The following is a 21,116-nucleotide window of genomic DNA, read 5'->3' on the forward strand; positions in this document are numbered from 1 at the left end:
TACCACATAGGTTATTAAAAAAATTTATTTTTATAATTAAAACCACAGTCTGGTTAATTTAGGACAGATCCACATACTTTTATTAATTACACTAACTGTTATTTAGACCCGTGCTAGAAGAAATAGTTTTGAAATTAAATTTTAAGTTATAATTAATGAGGTATATTTCTGAATACTATGGCGATTATGGTGAAGGGGTCTAACACACCTGACTGTGACTCAGGCACTCGTGGGTTCGAATCCCATTAATCGCCCCATTATGATTTACTAATAACTCGCGTTTTAGACCGAGTGTTACTCAAAGGCGACCCAAAAGGTTGCTTTTTTTCATCTAAAATTACTTAAGGTCAACTAAACTAAAAATAGTAAGCAGCTATTTAGGCATAAAATTTTAAGATTCGAAATTAATGTATAAATTTGTAAAAGATTAAAAATGCTTAAAAAGTAACTAAAATTTTAGTTTTTAAGAGGATCAAATCAAAAAAAATCGATCATACATCGTAAATTTTCTAATTTAATTAGCAAATTTAAAAATATAAAATAAGAAAATAATAATCATAAAACTAAAATGAAAGCAAGCTAAATTTTCAAAATATAAGGCTAAAAAATAATCATTTTAATCTCAGACAATCTCTAAAGTTTTTTAAGTATTAACTAAAGTTTTTATTTATTTAGTTAACATTTTCTAATTTGTACAGTATGCTATAATTACGTTGCTAACATTGTCGCCGTAGCTCAATTGGATAGAGCATCAGCTTGCGGAGCTGGAGGTTACAGGTTCAACTCCTGTCGGTGACGCCATTAAAATTAAAAAAGACCTAAAGATTAGGTCTTTTTTTCATCTTATTACTTTTTGAACAATGGTCACCGACCATTTTTCTTTTTAAAAAGAATGATTCAAACTACAAAGCCTGCTGTCATTAATAAAATTGACAACCCAACAATGACTCCGACTAATGGAAAAGATTTTTTTCCTTCCTGGTTATCAAACTTTTCAGTTGTGGGTGCAGGTGTAGTGAGTGCTACATTCTTATCTTCGTTGGTAAAATCAAGTCCTGTGATCTTTCAGTCAGAGTGATTAAATTTTTTTTCTAATAGTTTAGTAATATCCTTTTCAATTTGTTCACGAAATGGTTTAATGTATATTTCGTTAGAAAATTCGTTAAAGTTTTTGTCGACCAAAACCTCAACTTCTGATGTTAAATTACTACTATATTTTTTGATTTTTAACTCAATTGCAATTTTATCCAATATTGAATCATTAATTTTATAACTTAAATAATATTGTTTTTCATTTTCAATAATTCCAGCATATTCAGGTTTTGACGTTTTTGTATCAAACGAAATGTCTGAGTCATTTTTAAGTTTAATTAAAGTCACATGAAACGAATTAGTTGAATAATCAAAATACGATGATTTGTTATTAATTCCTAAACCAAGTTTATTTAATGCTGATTCTAAGTTTGTTCAAATATTAGAATCAAGTTGATTAACGTTTAATTCATAATGTTCATTTTCTGGAATTTTTCAAATTTGTTGGTTTTTGATACGATTAAATGAATCGACAGAAAATGATCAATTAATAATGTCTTCAGAATCATCTAAATTTACAATAAGTTGCAGTTGTTTGTTTTTTAAAGAGCTATCAAACCGAATTTTGTTTTGTTGGACCGGCTTTTTTAAAGCTTGGTATTTAACCAGATAATATCTTAAGTTTGCTTGAGTTTCACTCCGAGCAATAAACCACATTCGGTTTGGGCTAATTTCCGAATTCATTTTGTCACCCATGGTTCGTAAATCGTTAGAATTTTTAATGCCTACAACTGCAAAGAAAGTATTGGCAAAGGATTGGGGTTTAATTCCAAGTTCAGTTAATTTATTCTCTAACGCTTCTTTGTATTCTGTTTTTTTTAGTGATTTATTTCCTAATATCTCAACGTTTTCTTTTCAAATAATTGGTAAGGTATCGCTTGAATTTAACTCATTTTGCAAGGTTACAATTAAATTTTGTTTATTAGTTTCATCGTCAGGATTATCGCGATAATTTTTCGCTTTTAATCCTTTGTGATCAACCGTTGATGTGATTTTAAAAGCATTTAAACCCTGTTGTTTAAACGTGATATCAGCGTAATCATTACGATAGTTTAAGTTATATATGAGCATATTATCTGTAACAACAAAAGTGTTGTTAATCGGATAGTTTTTTAATAATGATTTTGGATTTAAATTTTTATTTAGCCGAAAATACGAATTATTTGTTGAAATCTTAATATCTTTAATTTTAATTGTTGTGACATTATCGGATGAATTTGCTAAAAAATTAACTGCTGTTGAACGATCGACGTTAATCTTTTTAAACTCTCGATTAAAAAATAATTTTTCTTTCACAAATTGTTCGTTACCATAATCTACATCAGCTTCAATATCAGTATAAGTTAAATATTCATCAATAATTTGGGGTAAATCATGATAAAACATTAATTTTTCTGGCGTAACTAAAAGATCGTCATCAAGAACTTTTTTTATCATTAATAAAATTGAAGTAAATGATGTGTCTTGATGATCATTAATCGTTTTAATAATATTTGCAGTATCCGTATTGTCATTTAAAAATCGATCAATTGTTTCGGGATTAATTTTTAAACTATTTAAAATTTTTAGTGCTTGTTGTTTCTCGTCAGAATCAGGCTGATCAATAAGTTTTAATTTAATTTTATTCAAATTATCTAAGCTATTAAGCACAGTTAAAAAATCACGATCTAAAGTGAAATGAAGGTTAACATTCTCTATATCATTTACATCGTAAACGTTTGTTTCTGGCTTAACTTTACTTTTAACACCAGACTGTGGATCTAAACGTAATTTATTTAAAATTAAATTTTCAACGCCTTCGTACTGGTTAAAATACTTAACCGCTGAATTGGAAACAGTAAAATCCAAAACGTTTGTTATAAATTTTTCAGGAATTTGAAAATTATGCTGGGTAATTTTATTAACACGGTTAACAATTGTTTCTTTGTCAGTAACAGGATTTTTTAAATTTAAACGAATGTTATTTTTGACGGCCTCATACGCATTTTTATATGAACTTTTATTCCGCCAATAATGATACTGATTAATCAAATCTCTTTTTTCTTGTAAATAAGCGCCTTGATCAACCAATTTTGCAAGCTTTCCTGGAATCATCTTAATATACCAACCTAAAGTCTCATTATCAATATTAATTTCATCAGTCAGATTAACATTAATCATCTGCATGTTATTTGGATTAATCCTAACTTCAGGAACAACTTCACCGTTGTAAGATAAACCAAAACGTTGGTATGTGTAATAAGTTCGATCTTGCATTTTCGAATACGGAATTTTTTCAAGATTTGCTAATCCTGTTGTAAACTGAACTTCACTTGAATTTGGCGAAGTATAAATTGATCTAGGTAATAAAATTTCACGATTTTTCGTTAAACCGTCAAATTCAAAAATTTCATCGTTATTTTTAAATTTAATTTCAAATTTATTATAAGTTTTATTTTTCGTATTTTGATACCAAACATTACTGCTAAAATCATGCCATTGCATTCATCACGTCGCATTATTTTCGATAATTTCGTAACGAATTAAAATCTCTTCATCCTTAACATTTTGCCAAAAACTAGGACCGGTTTTGACTGTTTTTAATGTTGGATAATAATTTGATGATGGCTGAACAAGATTATAAGTACGTGGCGGTGCGGCTTCCGATGAATCATAGTCCGATTTTGGTCTTAAACCATCAGCATATAATGCAACATAACGCGAGCCATATGGTTGCATTTTTTTAATCTTCATAAAGCGGTTAATACCATCAAAATGAGTTTTTGTTTTTTCCATAAAATCATCATATAATTTTTGATTAATGTTCGCTAGACTTAAATTAATTTGTTCGTTAAGGTTTGGTAAAGTGTTTGGCTTATAAAACAGCGAATCATTAAGATAAGTAATTTTGTTAAAGAAAAAATTACTATAATCTTGAATTTTAAAATTTTCAAACTCTTGATTAGTTGTTTTAGTAATCTTATTATTTTTGATTTTTTTCAAAAACTCTTGACTTGTGTCATAGTGCTCACGTTTTGTTGTTTGATTTTGAAATTGTAAGCGTAAATCGAGATTAAGGCTGGAGTTGGTCGATTGAAAAGTAGAGATTAAAGGAGTAGCAATTGCTGTTGCCAAGCTAGAAAAAACAAAAAACTTTTTTAACATAATATCCTCCATATTCTTTAAATGGCAAAAATCATTAAAAATGACAAAAATTTTTTTTAATTATGAAGAATTCTCTAGTTAAATCTTGTTGTTTATCGCTGTTAAATATTTAATGTTAAAGTTAACAAAACAGCAATTAATTTAGGTCAATATAAACGTAAAAAAATGAAAAAACAGCATAGCTTATTAGCACGATAATTACTTAGCAGTTTTAACGACAGTTTAAAAATAACAGTTACTGTTAAATAGTGTATAATGAATGAATCTATTTAACTTGAACTTAATATGAAATTATTATATAAACAGTTGACAACAAAACAGTGGTTTGTTTGGGTTTTTAGTTTGCTATTAACAGTAGTTTATATCGGTCTTAGTAACTTTAGTATTGTTTTGTTATCTTATTTTGTTAATTTATTAAGTATTGCTGTTAATGGTTCAAGTGATTCAAACACGACAACAACGGTTTGGGACCATGTCTTAGGAAGCATTCTTCCGACAATTAAAAATGGCAAAACAGATGTCATGCAACATATTTATATCTTGTTTGCACTTTCAGTTGGCTTGAGTATCGCTGGTGCTTTAATGAAAATGGGAACACGGATTTATTTAATTACTTTAACCATGCAGATGTTGTTTAATTTAAGAAACAAACTTTATCATAAAATCGTCTATTTAGATGAAACCGCAATTAGTAAAATTTCACCATCTAGTATTATTAGCCGTCTAACCAGTGACATGTACCAATTGCAAGAAACCGGAATTGGTTATTTCACATATTTTTATGAAGCCATTTTTTATGTTCTATTTAACATTATTTTCAGTATTACCTTAAGCCCGTTTCTGTCAACGACTTATTTATTTCTTTTTCCAATGGCCTTATTAATCGTTTGAATCACTCAGATTCGAGCCGATAAACATTATGATCAAAACTTAAAAGATTTAGATAATGCCAACCAAATCGTGCGCGAAAATTTAATCGGAATTCGGTTAGTGAAATCATTTAATATTCAACGCCACCAATACCAACGTTTTTATAATGTGAATCAATCGTGAAAACGCACCATTTTTAAATCAGAATGAATCGTCATGATCGGCTTAATCGCCATGTTTTTAATTTTAAACCTGGCGACTGTAGTCATTTTAATTTTTGGCGTTAGCATTACTAAAAATCGTTTATTTGGTGGGATTAGCGAAGGAGTTATTGTAGCTTTTTTAAATTACGTAATTGGCACCGTATTCAATATTTACGGAATTGGTAGTTTATTCATTTCATTGATCAAAACAAAACCAATATCCCGGCGGTTTAAGCAAGTCTTGACAAGCGTTACTGAAGATTTGGATCAGGGTTGAATTCCCCAAAACTTTCAACCATCAATCAAATTTGAAAATGTTAGTTTCAAATATGATCAAACCAATCAACTTAACGTTTTAGAAAATATTAATTTAGAAATTAAACAAGGACAAACGATGGGCGTAATCGGTTTAACCGGAAGTGGTAAATCAAGTTTAGTTTCGTTAATAGCCAGATTGTACGAGCCAACAAGCGGTAAGATTTACATAAACGGAACTGCAGTTGAGCAAATTAATTTGCGTTTTTTACGATCAAAAATTGGTTTTGCCCCACAGGAAAAATTAATTTTTGCTGGCACCATTAAATCCAACATTCAAAATGGCAACCATGATGCAACTGATGAGGAAATTATTGAAGCAGCTAAAATTGCTTGTGCCCACAATTTTATTATTTCTTTGCCAGAACAATATAACGCGAAAGTCACCCAATATGGGTCTAATTTATCTGGTGGGCAAAAACAACGTTTGTCACTAGCAAGAAGTTTAATTAGAAAACCCCAAATTTTAATTTTAGACGACACGTTAAGCGCTTTGGACAATTTAACTAGAAACGCAATCTTGACTAATTTGAAAAGTGTTTACCAAAACATCACAACAATCATTGTGGCACAACAAATCAAAACAATCCGCGATGCTGACCATATTGTGGTCATGGATCAAGGCAAAATTGTTGCCCAAGGTAAACACCAAGAATTAATGCAATTTTGTGAACTATACCAAACGATTCATGCATCCCAAAGAACTGTGGGTGAACCATAATGAAATTAAAAACAAAAAAACAGCACTGAACTAAAACTTTGAAACAGTTATGAAACTATTTAGCACGTGATAAAAAGCGGTTTATTGGTGCAATTATTTTAACTTTTTTAAAAACAGGTGCTAGTATTTTTTTATCGATAGCCATTGGTTTTCTCTTGCAATATTCTGTGAAAAAATTAACCAGTTCTGATCCAAAAGAAGTTGAAGCGGGATGACAATTTTTACTAGCAGGTGGTGGTGTTTTAGTATTTGGTTATTTTTTATATTTTCTATTTTATACAATCGCGGCAAAAATCATCATTAAGATTTCCTTTGGTTTAGGGTATAAAATTCGCGATTTAATTTTTATGAAAATTCATCGCGTTCCTTATGGTTTATTACAGCAAAAAATGAGTGGTGATTTGATGGGGCGTGCAACGACTGATGTTAATGCTTTAGCAGTGAATGTTTCAATTAGCGCTAGTAATATTTTCACGACACCAGCGATTATGTTTGGGGTGTATATTGGCCTATTTATCTTATCGCCCTACCTAGCATTGTTTACTTTAGCAATTTTTATTTTCGTCATTCTTGGAGCTTCATTTTTTGCCAAATTAAGTGCACCAAAATATAAACAAATGCAAGACGAAATTGGCACAATGAACGTCGAAGTTGAAGAACAAATTAGTAACCGTAAGGTTATTAAGTTGTTTAATTTACAAGAAGATGCAGCAAGGCAATTTCAGAAAACTAACAAGAAGCAAAACCAAGTAACAAGGGATGCAGAAGTTGCTGTTAGTTTAATTTGACCTTGAAGTAACGTGATGGAAACATTAATGCTAGCAGGACTTTATTTAATTGCAATTATTTTAACCATTAACGATATCAAATTTACTAATGTTATCTTTACACCCATTAGTGGAGCTCAAGAAAATTTTAGTACAACTGTTGCTGTTTTAACATCATTTGTGCTATTAGCCCGCCAGGCGAACGGTGAAGCGACTAATGCTCTGCGATTAATCGGGAATGTTGAAAAAATGATCGTGGCTGCTGAGCGAAGTTTAGAAGTTTTAGAGTTGCCTAATTATGTTGATGAAGGCAAAAATGAATTAACAGATATTAAGGGCGATGTACGTTTTGAAAATGTTTGTTTTAGTTATCAACCAGATAAACCTGTTTTAAAAAGCATTAGTTTTCAAGTTCCGGCCAATAGCGTAACAGCGATTGTTGGCCCCACTGGAAGCGGCAAAACCACCGTTGTTAGTTTGTTATCCAGATTTTATGAAATCAATAGTGGTGTGATTCAAATCGATGGCACTGACATCCGAACTATTTCGCAAAAAAGTTTATGTGACAACATCGCTGTTGTTTTCCAGGATTCATTTCTATTTAATGAATCAATTAGACAAAATATCGCCTATGGTAAACATGATGCGACTGATGCCGAAATTATCAACGCAGCCAAGGCTGCTAATGCACACCGCTTTATCCAAATGCTACCAAACAAGTACGATACGATTGTTAATGAATGCATTAATAATTTTAGTAACGGTGAAATCCAATTAATTGCCTTGGCCCGGGCTTTTTTAAGTCAGGCCAAAATTTTAATTTTAGACGAAGCCACTAGTTCGGTTGACACAAAAACCGAAATAGATGTACAAAACGCGTTCATTAAGCTAATGAAAACACGAACGGTAATCGTCATTGCCCACCGGTTGTCAACAATTGTTCATGCTGACCAAATTATTGTGATCCATAACGGTCATCTGTTAGAAAAAGGAACTCATGAACAATTGTTAGACCAAAAGGGTTTTTACTATGATTTATACCAGGCAAATGCCGTGATGGAAGGCAATTAAAATTAGTTTAAAAGTAAATTTGCACCTTATAATTATTTGCAATTAGATGGAGATATCTACAACATGTCAAAAAGTTTACATTATAAATTAGGAAATTTGATCAAGGTTAATTCTAGGGATGCTGCCGTCCGCTTGAATATTTCAAAAGATGTTATCGATTTACTAACCATGATGGATTCTAAGCAAATTGATACCTTTTTTAAAGATGCGAACATTTCAACAATGCCAATTAAGCAGATGTTCAATTTAGAAAAATTAAAAACACAATTAAAAAATGCACAAAATTTTGAAAGATTTCGCACCATTTTAGAAGAACAAAATGCCAATATTTTCAGTGAGGCAAAATTAAAAAAAATTTACCAAAACTTTGCTGATCACAAGACGATCAATGACGCAATTGAAGCAGTTACTGAATGGGACACTAAATTTAAAAAAATTTGGCCAGAATTAGTCGATCAGCCCAACGTTTTTATTTCGATCGGGGTATTTGACCATTATATGCATCATACGGACTACTAAAAGGAGTCATCGCTGATAAAACCACCGCAATTAACGCACCGTTAATTAACATTCCGGTCGACATTCAATTTCTTGGAAATCAAGTTGTTCTAATCAAAAAAGATGTTAAACCAATAATTAATGAACGCTTGTATGTTTTTTTAATGCGTGAGTATGAAAATCCACTGCAACTTCATGAGTTTGAACCGAAAGACAATTTATTAGACGTCAAAAATGATCTTGAAAAAATCATTAAACAAGAAATTTTAATTAACTACACTAACCCATTATCATTCCCAAGCAAAGAACACGATAATCATGAAATCGTTACGGACATCACTCACGGGGTCAACTTTGATAAAAAAGAATTAAAAAATTTAACGATCAACCACCAAGCAAGGCTCGCTCTTGTGGAACTAACTGGTGGTAAATTGAAAAAAGACTACCAACAAATTTTAGAAAAAGGTGAAAATAATCCGTTTGAATCCATTGTGGTTCAAAAAAGTAACGAATATTACCAAAACCAAGTGATTAATAACCAAAGTGGTTTAGTCGACATCACGCGAACAAATATTTTTCAAAAATATGCCATTAATTCGGCATTAAATGAAAATACGGTAATCATTGGACCACCTGGCACTGGCAAATCTGAAGTGATTGCAAACTTAATTGCAAACATCGTTTTACGGAAGAAAAACGCCATCGTGGTTTCGGAAAAACAAGCAGCAATGGACGTGATTTTTAGCCGCATTGGCAAAATTAACGAACTCGTTTTGTGAATGCATAATTTCCATGAAAAAGAACGATTTTATAAAAAGATTGCTGCCATTGAAGCAGTTTTTGGGCAATATTACCGCAGTGATTTTCAATCTTTGGTTACCGATCGTTCCGAGAATCTACTTCAAAATAAAATTGATCGTTTTACAAAACAATGTGATGCCTTTTTACAATTAACAAAAAACGAAATTGAATTAGCAAAAGCCTTAGACTGTTATGACCAGTCTTACCTTCAATATTTAAAAAAGCAGAACAATCAGATTCAAACAACAGAACAAATCGCGATTTCAAGTTATTTAATTTTGCCTAACCAAAATGCTGTTTATGAACTATATAACCAATTGCAACAATACTTATCTAAAATCTCGGGTGACAACCAAATTTTCGAAACTTTTCGGCAATGATACTGGAAGAATCATGAGGTATTTGAAGAAGCAAATTTTGATTTATTCATTGAAAAAACTTGGAAGCAATATCTTAATTTCAAAAGTTTTATAAAAAATTACGAAGAGCTATTAACCAGCTTCCCAAATTTACTGGAAAATTTGTTACGTTTGGATTACGAATCACAGCGTTCGCACACAATTTCTTGACTACGATTGAGTAAACGTCGCTTCCTTCATGCGATTGCTAAACTTCATGAATTTGGTAGTTTTTTAAAAACACCACCGCTTGTTTTCTTAAAAACGAAGTTACCACCAGCATTAAAGAAATCTTACTTAAGTCACTATAATAAGTTACAAAATTTTATTGAAGGTTTAATGGCTTTTAAAAGTATTGATTGAAATAAATACCAAAAATTAGAAACATGCACATTAACAACATTCCAGTGGGAAACTATTATCAAAAATAATTGGTGAATGCACTGGTTTGAAAAAAATCCGTTAATGACACAAAATAACCAATATTTATTTCAAGATGCAATTCAAACAATTCATAATCATACGAAAGATTTCGCAAACAATAACGATTACTTGATTGTCAAAGAATTTTTAGAGTACAAAAAACACGAATTGCGTTATTTACCAAAAAACGAACTGGAAGAGATGCAAGAAATGTTTAAAATGGCATCCAAGGTTAAAAAACCACCAGTCACTTCTTTCATTCGCAAGTATTACAAATCATTAAAACAAATTTTTCCAATTTGGATTTTAAATCCAGAAGGAGTGGCCGAATATGTTCCGTGTAATCGCAAAGAATTTGATTACGGAATTTTCGACGAAGCAAGTCAAATGTTTTTAGAACGGGGTTTTCCGATTGTTTACCGCTGTACAACCAATGTTGTCGCTGGTGATATGAACCAATTAAAGCCGACGAGTTTTTTTACATCAAGATTTGATGAATCAACCTTTGATCCCCAAAGTGACAACATCAATCTTGATGACGAAAATAAAATTGTGGAATTTGATGAAAATGAAGATGTGGAATCACTTTTGGAAAGAGCGACAAATGAACGTTGAAACATTTTTAATTTAAAAAATCACTACCGTTCCATATCCAAGCAATTAATCGAATTTTCCAATCAAAACATTTATAACAACGATTTACATATTGCCACTTTAAATGGTAATTGAAATAAAGCGATTGATGTGATTAATGTTGATGGCCAATGGAAAAAGAATTCAAATGAAATGGAAGCAAAAATCGTGATCGATAAGATTAAAGAAAACCTGGAATCTTACAATTCAATTCTAGCAATTGCTTTTAACGTTAAACAAGCTGATTTAATTGATGATCTTTTGGCTGATGAACCAATGAGCGAAGACAATCGTAAGAAAATCAGCGTTTCAAATTTAGAAAACGTTCAGGGAACTGAGGCTGATTTAGTTATTATCTCCGTTACCTATGGCCCTAATGAAAACGGGGAGGTGCGTGCTAATTTCGGACCATTAAACCAAACCGGTGGTCGGAACCGGTTAAACGTGATTATCACGCGTGCGAAGCAAAAAATGATTGTTATTAAAAGTTTTAAAGCAAGTGATGTGGAAAACAAAATATTAAGCGAAGATGCCAAAATCTTTATTAATTGAATTCGTTATTTGGATAACATCGACCAAAGAGAAACTTCCGATTTAGCAGTCTTTTCTAATAACGACTTGCAAAAATTTGATCATAATTTTGCAAAAACAGTTTACCAAGCGATTGTTGACTTAAAAATTAATGCTGACATTTATGTTAAAACCCAACTTCCAGTTGGCAACAAGGTGATCGATATTGGGATCATGGATGAAAAAACCAAGAAATGCATCTTGGGTGTGATTGTCGAACAATGAAACAGTGAACCAAATATCAAATATCAGCTTGAACAATACGATTACCAGGGTTTTCTAAAAGCACGTAATTATCAAATTTTTCGCATTAAACAATACGAATGATTGCTAATGAAAGATCGCATTTTAGCATTGCTACAACAACAAATTACCAATAATGTTTTATCAGAAACGTATTAGCAATATTGCCAATAATTCGAAACCTTTTAAAAAATATTAAAAAATTATTTTTGACCAGATTTTTGGTGGTATTTTCTAGCACTTTCAATTAAGCCAACAAATAACGGTTCTGGGCAATAGGGGTTTGAATTAAATTCAGGGTGGTACTGGCAAGCAATAAAAAAAGGATGGTTAGGAATTTCAATAATTTCTTGAAGGTTTTTTTCAGAATAAAATCCAGAAAATTGAAAACCTGCTTGTTCAAATTTTTTGAGATAGGTATTATTAAATTCATAACGGTGGCGGTGCCTTCGAATCACTTTATCACTTTGGTATAATTTGGCAGCTAAGGTATTGGGTTTAATACTACAAGAATAATTACCCAAGCGTAAGGATCCACCAACATCAACTTTCGTTTTAGTAATTAAATCAAAAACATTATCGGGTGTTGTTTTGTCAAATTCTGTCGAATTAGCGCTTGCTAATTTTAAGACGTTTCTTGCAAATTCAATGCATGCTAATTGCATTCCTAAACAAATGCCTAAGAAGGGTAAATTATTTTCCCGGGCATATTTAATTGCCATCAATTTGCCATCGATCCCGCGCTTATCAAAACCACCAGGAATCACCAAACCATCAACGGTTTTCAAAATTTTAATCATTTCATTTTTATTAATTTTTACCGAATTAATTCACTCAATGTGTAAATCGACATTTTGGTGATAGCTGGCGATTTTAAGCGATTCGTGTAAAGACATGTACGCATCTTTAAATTCAGTGTACTTGCCTACTAAAGCAATTTTAATTAATGAGGTTTTTTTAGCAACAATCGAATTGGTAAAACTTAGTCACTTTTCACTTAAATGGCATGTTTGGTATTTTAGATTTAATATTTTCGCAATCTCTTCGTGAACTTTTTGTTCATACAAGTGTTCTGGCAATAAGTAAAGGTTGCTAACATCAATACATGAAAAAATATGTTCGATCCGAATCGAACACATCGCGGCAATTTTTGTTTTAATTTCGATTGGTAATGATGATTTTGAGCGAACAAACAAAAAGTCAGGCGTAATTCCTAAATTTCGTAAATGGTGAGTCGAATGTTGCAGTGGCTTGGTTTTCATTTCATTAGTTGTTTGTAACTCAATTACGGGCACCGTGTGGATCACTAGGGTGTTTTCTTGTGGTAATTCCCAACGAATTTGCCGCATTGCTTCAATAAAAGGTAATGATTCAATATCACCAACAGTACCGCCAATTTCAATTAAAATGACATCAGCATTAATTTCATTTGCCAAACAGTAAACTGATTTTTTAATTTCATCAGTAACATGTGGGACGACTTGGATCGTTTTTCCTAAATATTTACCCTGGCGTTCGTTTTGGATCACCCGGTTATAAATGGTGCCAGCAGTGATTGATGAACCCCGGGTTAATTCTTTGTTTAACAACCGTTCGTAATGACCTAAATCTAAATCGGTTTCAGCCCCATCTTTAGTTACAAAAACTTCACCGTGCTGATAAGGTGACATTGTGCCCGGATCAACATTTAAATACGGATCTAGTTTAATCGCACTCACATTTAAACCAAGCTGGGTTAAAATCGAACCAACGCTAGCAGCACTTAAACCTTTACCTAACGAAGAAAACACGCCCCCTGTCACGAAGATAAACTTTGTTTTGCGATTTAATTCCATAGTTTGATTCCTAGATAAGTTTTCATTTAAAATTCAAGTTGCGTAACATTAATTCTTCCATGCAGTGGTTTAAGTGGGTAATTGATCGCACAAATAAGATCACATTCGCAACAAATTGGTTCGCATCTTTATTCCGATCAATGCTAATTTCATGGATGCTACCCTGATTTTTTAAAACATTTAAAATGATTGTGCTAACAACTGATTCACTCCAAAGGCCAGTAATTTCAACGTGCGTACGAAATTTTCTAGGGTTGGTTTGCAGCCGGTCCTTATTTCAGTATAATGACACTAATTTGGCATCTTTAATCCCTTGAATCTTTTTGCACTTTGGGTAGTGAACGTACAAATGGTTTTTATGAATTATACCAATTAATGACATGTATGGCAATTTGGAACAACATTTCGTGATTTGGATACCGTCAATTTTTAAAGCCGGAATTAATTCAAAATAAGACTGATTAAAAATTCAGAGATTATTTTGTTTTTTAATTTCTTTTAAAACGGTTTTTCACTGATTGGTTTTAACAAAAAAATTAATGCGATCTTCCAATGACAAGCGTAAAACAGAAACATAATCTAAGTATTCTTTAATTGATTTTAGTTTTAAAATTTTCAACCGGTTACTAATATCTTCTTCGCTAATCAATTTATTTTTCAAAGTTGTCTTTAAAACATTCAAGAAATCTTGCTCAGAATTATTTTCGATTTTTTCCAAATTATCAACGGTTTCAGAAATGTGCTTACGTACGGTCGGGTTGCTAACATACCGCGACCAGCGTTTGTTAATTCGCATTTTATCGCTATAAGTAATTTCGACAACATCCCCATTTTCAAAATGATTGTCCCAAGCAAGTTTTTCACCAAAAAGATAAATTGTATCGATAAAAGCAAATTTTTTGGGATCAACACGATATGCTAAATCCAAAACGGTTGAACTAGCGGGAATTGAATAAGTGTTTTGATCATTAATCACAATCACATCAATAATGGGGATCTTGGTTAACTCTTTCATCAGTAACGGATTTTGCGAATGGGTGTCAGCAAATAATTCAACTTGTAAACGCTGCATGGCTTCATGGGTAAATTCAGTCGTATCTTTTTCTTTGTATAACCAGTGACTAGCAAACCCTAGTTTACTATTTTGATCCATGCGTTTAGTTCGGATTTGAATTTCTACTAGGGTTCTTTCGCTAATGATCGTGGTGTGAACTGATTGGTACAAATTATTTTTGGGAGCCGAAACATAGTCCTTAAAAAATTTGGAAATATATTTAAAGTTTAAATGAATCAAACCTAAAACATGGTAGATATCAAGTTCATCTTCTAAAATAATTCGTAGTGCGTAAACATCGTGGATGTTACTAATTTTGGGAATCGAATTCAGTTTATTGTATGTCGAATAAATGCCTTTAATGCGGCTCTCAAAAAAAAATTTAATGTTGTGATCATCGAGTAAAGCTCGAATTTTGCTAGTAATCTTCTGTCATTGTTCGTCATTTAATAATTTGTATTCATTGATGATGGAGACAGTATTTTCGTACGCTTCGCGATTAATAATTGCAAACGCAATGTCCAATAATTGGGTTTTGACATTGTACATGCCCAACCTGCCAGCAATATTAGCATAAATATCAAAAGTTTCTTGGGCAATTGCTTTTTGGCGATCAATTGGCAAAAAACTGATGGTATTTAAATTATGAAAGCGGTCAGCTAGTTTAATAATAATGGCTCGAATGTCTTTAGAAATCGACATGAACACTTGAATTTGGTAATTAGTTGACAGGTTTTTTAACTGGCTAAACTCGCGATTTTTTTTAGCAACAGTAGCAATTTTGGTCACCATTTTTACCAAATTGCCGATATCATCGCCAAACTGTAACTTGATTTCTGCTTCGGACACGTCAGTGTCTTCAATGACATCGTGAAGCAATCCGGCAGCAATGGTATTAACATCCATTTTTCATTCAATTAACTTGATCGAAGTTTCTAATGGATGGATTAAAAAGGGGTCACCGCTTTTTCGTTTTTGGTCGCCATGAGCAATTTGGGCAAACAGATAAGCTTTTTGAATTAACTCAATATCCTTCTGGCAATACCCATATTCTTTGACTAAGCCAAGTAAATAATCATGGCGCCCTTCTAAATCAACCATTAAGCACTCTTTTAATTGTTTAATTCATTCTAGTACTGAAAAAATCCATGAACAATTTTATACAATAATAAACTATTTTCGTCTCATAATTTCTTTTTTTACAATCATTAAAACCAGAACTTGAAGGTAATACAGCAAGATCATTTTTAACAATTTTTTAGTTGAATATAATTAAACAACGCTGTTTAAGGATATTTGTAATAAATCTAGTTTATTAGTAAAAATGCAAAACTAAAATTACTGGAAAATTTGGTTGCAAAAATAACAGTTGACAATATTTTACATATCGTGATTTTTATTATTTAATTTCTTAGTTTGCTTTTACATTAAAAAATTATAATGTTAACAAATGCACATGATTTTATAAAATATGTTATTTATTCAACAATTAATTTGAATATTTAATGGTTGCTTTTAAAGGAATATTTAATTATGGAAAATAATAAAAACCTTCTTACTGAACAAGGTAAAAAAAAACTAGAAGACGAATTACGGTTTTTAGTTGACATTCGTCGTCCTGAAATTATTAAGTTAATTCAAGAAGCTCGGGAGCAGGGTGACTTAAGCGAAAATGCTGATTATGATGCTGCTAAGGCTTCACAAGGCGAAATCGAAAGCCGGATTAAAGAAATCCAAGACATCTTAAGTAATGTCGAAATCATTAAAGAAACGAAAAGTTCAACTCACGCATCAAAGGTTCGAGTTGGCACAAAAGTCGAAATTTACGACCATCACGATCATAAGACTTATCATTACGAAATTGTCGGAACAATTGAAGCAGATCCGTTTAAAAATAAAATTTCTAATGAATCGCCGTTAGCAAAAGCAATTATGGATAAAAAAGAAGGGGCCGAAAGTGAAGTTCGTGGAATCGAAAACCCTTATAAAGTAACGATTAAAAAAATTATTAATAATTAATATTTAATTTATTAAAAAACAATTTTAAAATATATAATATACAGGTTAGTATTTGGTAGTTATCAATTTTTAGTAACCATTTATTTAATCTGGACAGGTAGCGAAGTGGCTAAACGCTTCTGACTGTAAATCAGACACCATATGGTTTCGGCGGTTCGAATCCGTCCCTGTCCACCATATTATTGGGATGTAGCCAAGCGGCAAGGCAATAGACTTTGACTCTATCATGCGATGGTTCGATCCCATCCATCCCAGCCAATAACATTATTTGGGTTTTTTAAAAACCCTTCATCATGGTCCGCTAGCTCAGTGGTAGAGCATTTGACTTTTAATCAAAGGGTCCCGAGTTCGAGCCTCGGGCGGATCACCAGGCCCGAGTGACGGAATGGTAGACGTACAGGACTTAAAATCCTGGGGTAGAAATACCGTGCCGGTTCAAGTCCGGCTTCGGGCACCAAAACGCGGGTATAGTTCAGTGGTAGAACTGCAGCCTTCCAAGCTGTTAATGTCGGTTCGATTCCGATTACCCGCTCCATTAAAAAACCAACTTCAATCTTATTATCTTCAAAATTAATTAACTTATTTGATGCAGTTATTGTATGAATAAGTTTTTTTTATTTTTGATCAGCAAGGCAAGATATTTTGTTAGGCATTATTTGAAGATAAAAATTACTCAAATTTCTAGCCTAACTACATATAAACCTGTCTAATTTAAAATTTTTTTTCATAATCAATGAAATAAAAAGGATTGAAATTCAACTAGGCTAACCAAAAAATTAAACTCTTTTAATTGCATTAATAAAATATGCAATCAAAGAGATGAAAATTATTAGAAAATTATTCGTATATTTCCCATACTTAAATGATTTAACTGGGGTCAATCATATAAAAATTTTCATGGATCATCAAACGTATCCTTTCAAGAAATTGTTAATGTAAAAAAGGATGTGATCATTTACACATCCTTTTTATCTAAAGTTAAAAAAGTTAATTTGAAAATTAATTTAATACTTCTACCACCGTACCTGCCCCAATTGTGTGACCACCTTCGCGAATGGAGAATTTACTTCCTTTTTCACAAGCAATTGGCGAAATTAATTCAACGATAATTTCGGTGTTATCACCAGGCATTACCATTTCCGTTCCTTCTTTTAAATGAATGGATCCGGTCACATCAGTCGTTCTAAAGTAAAACTGCGGGCGGTAACCATTTAAGAAAGCAGTATGACGACCTCCTTCTTCTTTCTTTAGAGCATAAATTTCAGCTCGGAATTTTGTATGAGGAGTGATTGAACCAGGTTTTGCTAAAACTTGACCACGTTCAACTTGTTTTCTTTCGATACCACGCAATAACACACCTGCGTTGTCGCCAGCCATGGCTGAATCTAGTTCTTTACGGAACATTTCAATTCCGGTAACAACCGCTTTTTTAGTTGGCATAAGACCAACAATTTCCACTTCCGCACCAACTTTAATTGAACCCCGCTCAACTCGACCAGTAACAACGGTTCCCCGACCGGTAATGGTCATTACATCTTCAATTGGTAACAAGAATGGTTTATCAACATCACGAACTGGTGTGGGAATGTTACCATCAACAGCCTTCATCAATTCCATAATTTTTTCTTCCCATTCAGGTTTGCCATTTAAAGCTTCTAATGCAGATCCTTTAATAATTTGGGTGTTGTCACCATCAAATCCGTATGATTTAAGCAAATCTTTAATTTCTTCAGAAACCAGTTCTTGCATTTCAGAATCATTTGCCACATCACATTTATTTAAGAAGACAACCATCTTTTGAACGCCCACTTGCCGTGCTAACAAAATGTGTTCACGCGTTTGTGGCATTGGTCCATCAGTAGCTGATACTACGAGAATTGCACCATCCATTTGAGCAGCACCAGTAATCATGTTTTTAACATAATCGGCGTGTCCTGGACAGTCAACATGAGCATAGTGTCGGTTATCTGTCGAATACTCAACGTGGGCTGTATTAATGGTAATACCACGTGCTTTTTCTTCAGGTGCAGCATCGATTTGGTCGTATTTCATTGCTTGAGCAGTACCTTTTTTTGACAACACGGTACAAATCGCTGCTGTTAACGTTGTTTTTCCGTGGTCAATGTGACCGATTGTGCCAATATTGACATGCGGTTTAGATCGGTCAAATTTCTCTTTTGCCATCTTTTAAAACTCCTTGGGGTTGTAACGGTTTACAATTATCAATGACCGCTGGCCCGAACTAAGATAAACTGTGAATAAATTCACAATAATAATGCATAGTGCAATTATGCCCAATTATTATACTATGTAAAATTACTTTTTATAAAAATACTTATTAATATCATTATTAAATATAAAAAAACCGTAATATTTTGCATCAATGTTCTAATCAGGTTTGGGTTTATTTTGACTTAAAATTTGCTGTTGAATTAAAAAGTTCATCACTTTTTCTCATTTTTTTTAGAAATATTAACATCCCTACTACAAGTTACTTAATTAAATTACAAGAATGCAATAATTTCGACAAAGTAATCCTTTAAACAAAATCGTTACTTAAACGTCAACCTGGTACGTAATTTAAGAATCGCAATTAAAATAATGCCAATAGATTTTTGCCAATATTAATAATTTTTATTCTTAGTTCGTTTTTTTATTTATTAACAACATTTAGATAAAACCATTTATTTTTAACATTTTTAAAAAACAGATGTGTTTTAACGCTTTAACAATGAAGCGTGAAAGTTATCAATACTTTCTTTATTTTCGTTTAGTCTAACGATTCATTTTGGTAATAAAATTTTTTTCTGGTTCACTTTCCTTATATAAAATTGATAAATTCAATATTCTTATCAATCATTTTTGGATGCAAGTAGGATGTGCTAATTTTTAATTGATTTCTAATGGCAAATTCCCAAGCCCCTTTTAAAAAAATATCAAATCAGGATGAATGTTTTTTAAACTTTAACACCTTTATATCTTTATTTTTAATTCTTTTTACATCAATAATTTTGCTTCTAATAGTCAGACATTTGGTATGTAAAATTTTTACCAATAATAATTTTCAACACTGCAAAATCAACTGTTCCGTCTAAGAATACGAATTTTTATAATATCTTTTTAAAACTCTATTCTTGCTAATCTATAAATCATATTCTGTCTTTTGAAAGTTAAAAACGAATTCAAGACCAATAAGAAAATTTAGTTTATTAATCACCTTTATCCAGAAAACCATAACAATCTATAAAGAGTGTTAAGTCTTACTTTAATTGCTAAACGATTCGTACACATTTTTTATTAATTAAGTTTAACTAGAAACAGTAATTGATATATTGACAAAATAAATTCATTAAATAAAATTTGATTTGCGATCATCCCTAATTAGTAACTGTCATGATTGAAATTAAAAGTAAAGTGTTAAATAATTTAAAATTCGTAGACTTATTTGCAGGATTAGGTGGTTTTAGACTCGCCTTGGAATCTTGCGGTGCAAAATGTGTTTATTCTAGCGAATGAGACAAAAATGCTCAAGAAATATATAAAATTAATTTTAATGAAACTCCAGATGGCGACATAACTCATGTTAACGAAAAAAATATTCCAGAACATGATGTGCTATGTGCCGGTTTTCCTTGTCAAGCTTTTTCAATAAGTGGAAAACAAAAAGGTTTTCAAGATAGCCGTGGAACCTTGTTTTTTGACATAGCAAGGATCATAAACGAAAAGCAACCAAAAGTTGTTTTTATGGAAAATGTGAAAAATTTTGCTTCACACGATAATGGAAATACCTTAAAAATTGTTAAAAGGACAATGCTTAATTTAGGATATGATTTTTACTACAGTGTCTTAAACTCTAAAGATTTTGGAATTCCCCAAAAAAGAGAACGAATTTATATGGTTTGCTTTAGAAATGATTTAAATATTAAAAAATTTGAGTTTCCTAAACCCTTCAAACTTAATACTTTTTTGGAAGACTTGTTATTACCAGACAAAGAAGTATTGAATTTAATAGTAAATAGATTAGATTTATCGCTAAAAAACATAAAAATCAAAGAAAATATCAGTAAACCTTTGAGAGTAGGTACTGTTGGTAAAGGTGGGCAAGGGGAACGTATTTACAGCCCTAAAGGGATTGCAATTACCTTATCAGCATATGGCGGAGGAATCTTTGCCAAAACCGGTGGTTATCTAATTAATGGTAGCATTAGAAAGTTGCATCCCAGAGAATGTGCACGCCTTATGGGATATCCTGATTCTTACTTAATCCATCCTTCACCAAGTCAGGCATATAAACAATTTGGAAATTCTGTTGTTGTTAATGTTCTGCAATACATCACAATAACTATTGGATTGGCTTTAAAGAACACGCAACAGTATGCAGAAAAATAATATTTTTTGAATCGTACAAAATCGATAAAATCAACAAAAGACAAACTTAAGATTTAGTTTGTTTTTCAGT

10 protein-coding genes and 7 tRNA genes are annotated in these 21,116 nt (G+C 31.9%); 13 read left to right on the plus strand and 4 right to left on the minus strand.

Annotated features, from left to right (window positions below):
* Positions 1-180: 180 nt before the first annotated feature.
* Together ABDB96_RS00130 and ABDB96_RS00135 are read left to right on the plus strand one after the other, a co-directional pair.
* Positions 181-257 (plus strand) — tRNA-His (locus ABDB96_RS00130).
* A 467-nt stretch (positions 258-724) separates the two neighbouring features.
* Positions 725-801 (plus strand) — tRNA-Arg (locus ABDB96_RS00135).
* A 45-nt stretch (positions 802-846) separates the two neighbouring features.
* Here ABDB96_RS00135 and ABDB96_RS00140 read toward each other — a convergent pair.
* Entirely contained in the window at positions 847-4,236 is a 3,390-nt protein-coding gene (locus tag ABDB96_RS00140; RefSeq protein WP_343251495.1) for a hypothetical protein, read from the minus strand.
* 285 nt (positions 4,237-4,521) lie between these two features.
* Here ABDB96_RS00140 and ABDB96_RS00145 point away from each other — a divergent pair, with 285 nt between their 5' ends.
* The 4 genes from ABDB96_RS00145 to ABDB96_RS00160 all read left to right on the plus strand — a co-directional run bounded on the left by ABDB96_RS00145 (position 4,522) and on the right by ABDB96_RS00160 (position 11,908).
* A complete protein-coding gene (locus ABDB96_RS00145; protein WP_343251496.1) occupies positions 4,522-6,345 on the plus strand; it encodes an ABC transporter ATP-binding protein in 1,824 nt (607 codons plus the stop codon).
* Positions 6,345-8,183: an ABC transporter ATP-binding protein gene (locus tag ABDB96_RS00150; RefSeq protein ID WP_343251497.1), complete on the plus strand. Its 1,839-nt coding sequence runs from the start codon at positions 6,345-6,347 to the stop codon at positions 8,181-8,183. The genes ABDB96_RS00145 and ABDB96_RS00150 overlap by 1 nt, the downstream gene beginning before the upstream one ends.
* A gap of 63 nt (positions 8,184-8,246) precedes the next feature.
* On the plus strand, positions 8,247-8,702 hold the full coding sequence (locus ABDB96_RS00155) for a hypothetical protein (protein WP_343251498.1): 456 nt from the start codon (positions 8,247-8,249) through the stop codon (positions 8,700-8,702).
* The gene (locus tag ABDB96_RS00160) at positions 8,621-11,908 is read left to right on the plus strand and encodes an AAA domain-containing protein (RefSeq protein WP_343251499.1); all 3,288 of its coding nucleotides are present in this window, start codon (positions 8,621-8,623) and stop codon (positions 11,906-11,908) included. The genes ABDB96_RS00155 and ABDB96_RS00160 overlap by 82 nt, the downstream gene beginning before the upstream one ends.
* Positions 11,909-11,952: 44 nt before the next feature.
* Here ABDB96_RS00160 and pyrG read toward each other — a convergent pair whose 3' ends face one another.
* Together pyrG and ABDB96_RS00170 are read right to left on the minus strand one after the other, a co-directional pair.
* Positions 11,953-13,584 (minus strand): CTP synthase, encoded by a 1,632-nt coding sequence (gene pyrG, locus ABDB96_RS00165; protein WP_343251500.1) that lies wholly within the window; start codon positions 13,582-13,584, stop codon positions 11,953-11,955.
* A 10-nt stretch (positions 13,585-13,594) separates the two neighbouring features.
* Positions 13,595-15,739, minus strand: coding sequence for a RelA/SpoT family protein (locus ABDB96_RS00170; RefSeq protein ID WP_343251501.1), 2,145 nt, complete (start codon positions 15,737-15,739; stop codon positions 13,595-13,597).
* 432 nt (positions 15,740-16,171) lie between these two features.
* Here ABDB96_RS00170 and greA point away from each other — a divergent pair, with 432 nt between their 5' ends.
* From greA to ABDB96_RS00200, 6 genes are all read left to right on the plus strand, one after another.
* Complete coding sequence (gene greA / locus ABDB96_RS00175; RefSeq protein WP_343251502.1) at positions 16,172-16,657, plus strand: transcription elongation factor GreA; 486 nt, start codon at positions 16,172-16,174, stop codon at positions 16,655-16,657.
* Positions 16,658-16,748: 91 nt separating this feature from the next.
* Positions 16,749-16,834 (plus strand) — tRNA-Tyr (locus ABDB96_RS00180).
* Between the two features lie 6 nt (positions 16,835-16,840).
* Positions 16,841-16,915, plus strand: a tRNA-Gln gene (locus tag ABDB96_RS00185).
* Between the two features lie 37 nt (positions 16,916-16,952).
* Positions 16,953-17,027, plus strand: a tRNA-Lys gene (locus tag ABDB96_RS00190).
* A 1-nt stretch (position 17,028) separates the two neighbouring features.
* A tRNA-Leu gene (locus ABDB96_RS00195) sits at positions 17,029-17,114 on the plus strand.
* 4 nt (positions 17,115-17,118) lie between these two features.
* Positions 17,119-17,192, plus strand: a tRNA-Gly gene (locus ABDB96_RS00200).
* Between the two features lie 464 nt (positions 17,193-17,656).
* On the opposite strand, the gene tuf is transcribed toward ABDB96_RS00200, so the two are convergent.
* A complete protein-coding gene (gene tuf, locus ABDB96_RS00205) occupies positions 17,657-18,841 on the minus strand; it encodes an elongation factor Tu (protein ID WP_343251503.1) in 1,185 nt (394 codons plus the stop codon).
* A gap of 1,209 nt (positions 18,842-20,050) precedes the next feature.
* Between tuf and ABDB96_RS00210 the strand changes: the two genes are divergently transcribed.
* A complete protein-coding gene (locus tag ABDB96_RS00210; protein WP_343251504.1) occupies positions 20,051-21,046 on the plus strand; it encodes a DNA cytosine methyltransferase in 996 nt (331 codons plus the stop codon).
* Positions 21,047-21,116: the final 70 nt, after the last annotated feature.

This window comes from Mycoplasma amphoriforme A39 (genome assembly GCA_000723365.1).
GTDB lineage: Bacteria > Bacillota_I > Bacilli_A > Mycoplasmatales > Mycoplasmoidaceae > Mycoplasmoides > Mycoplasmoides amphoriforme.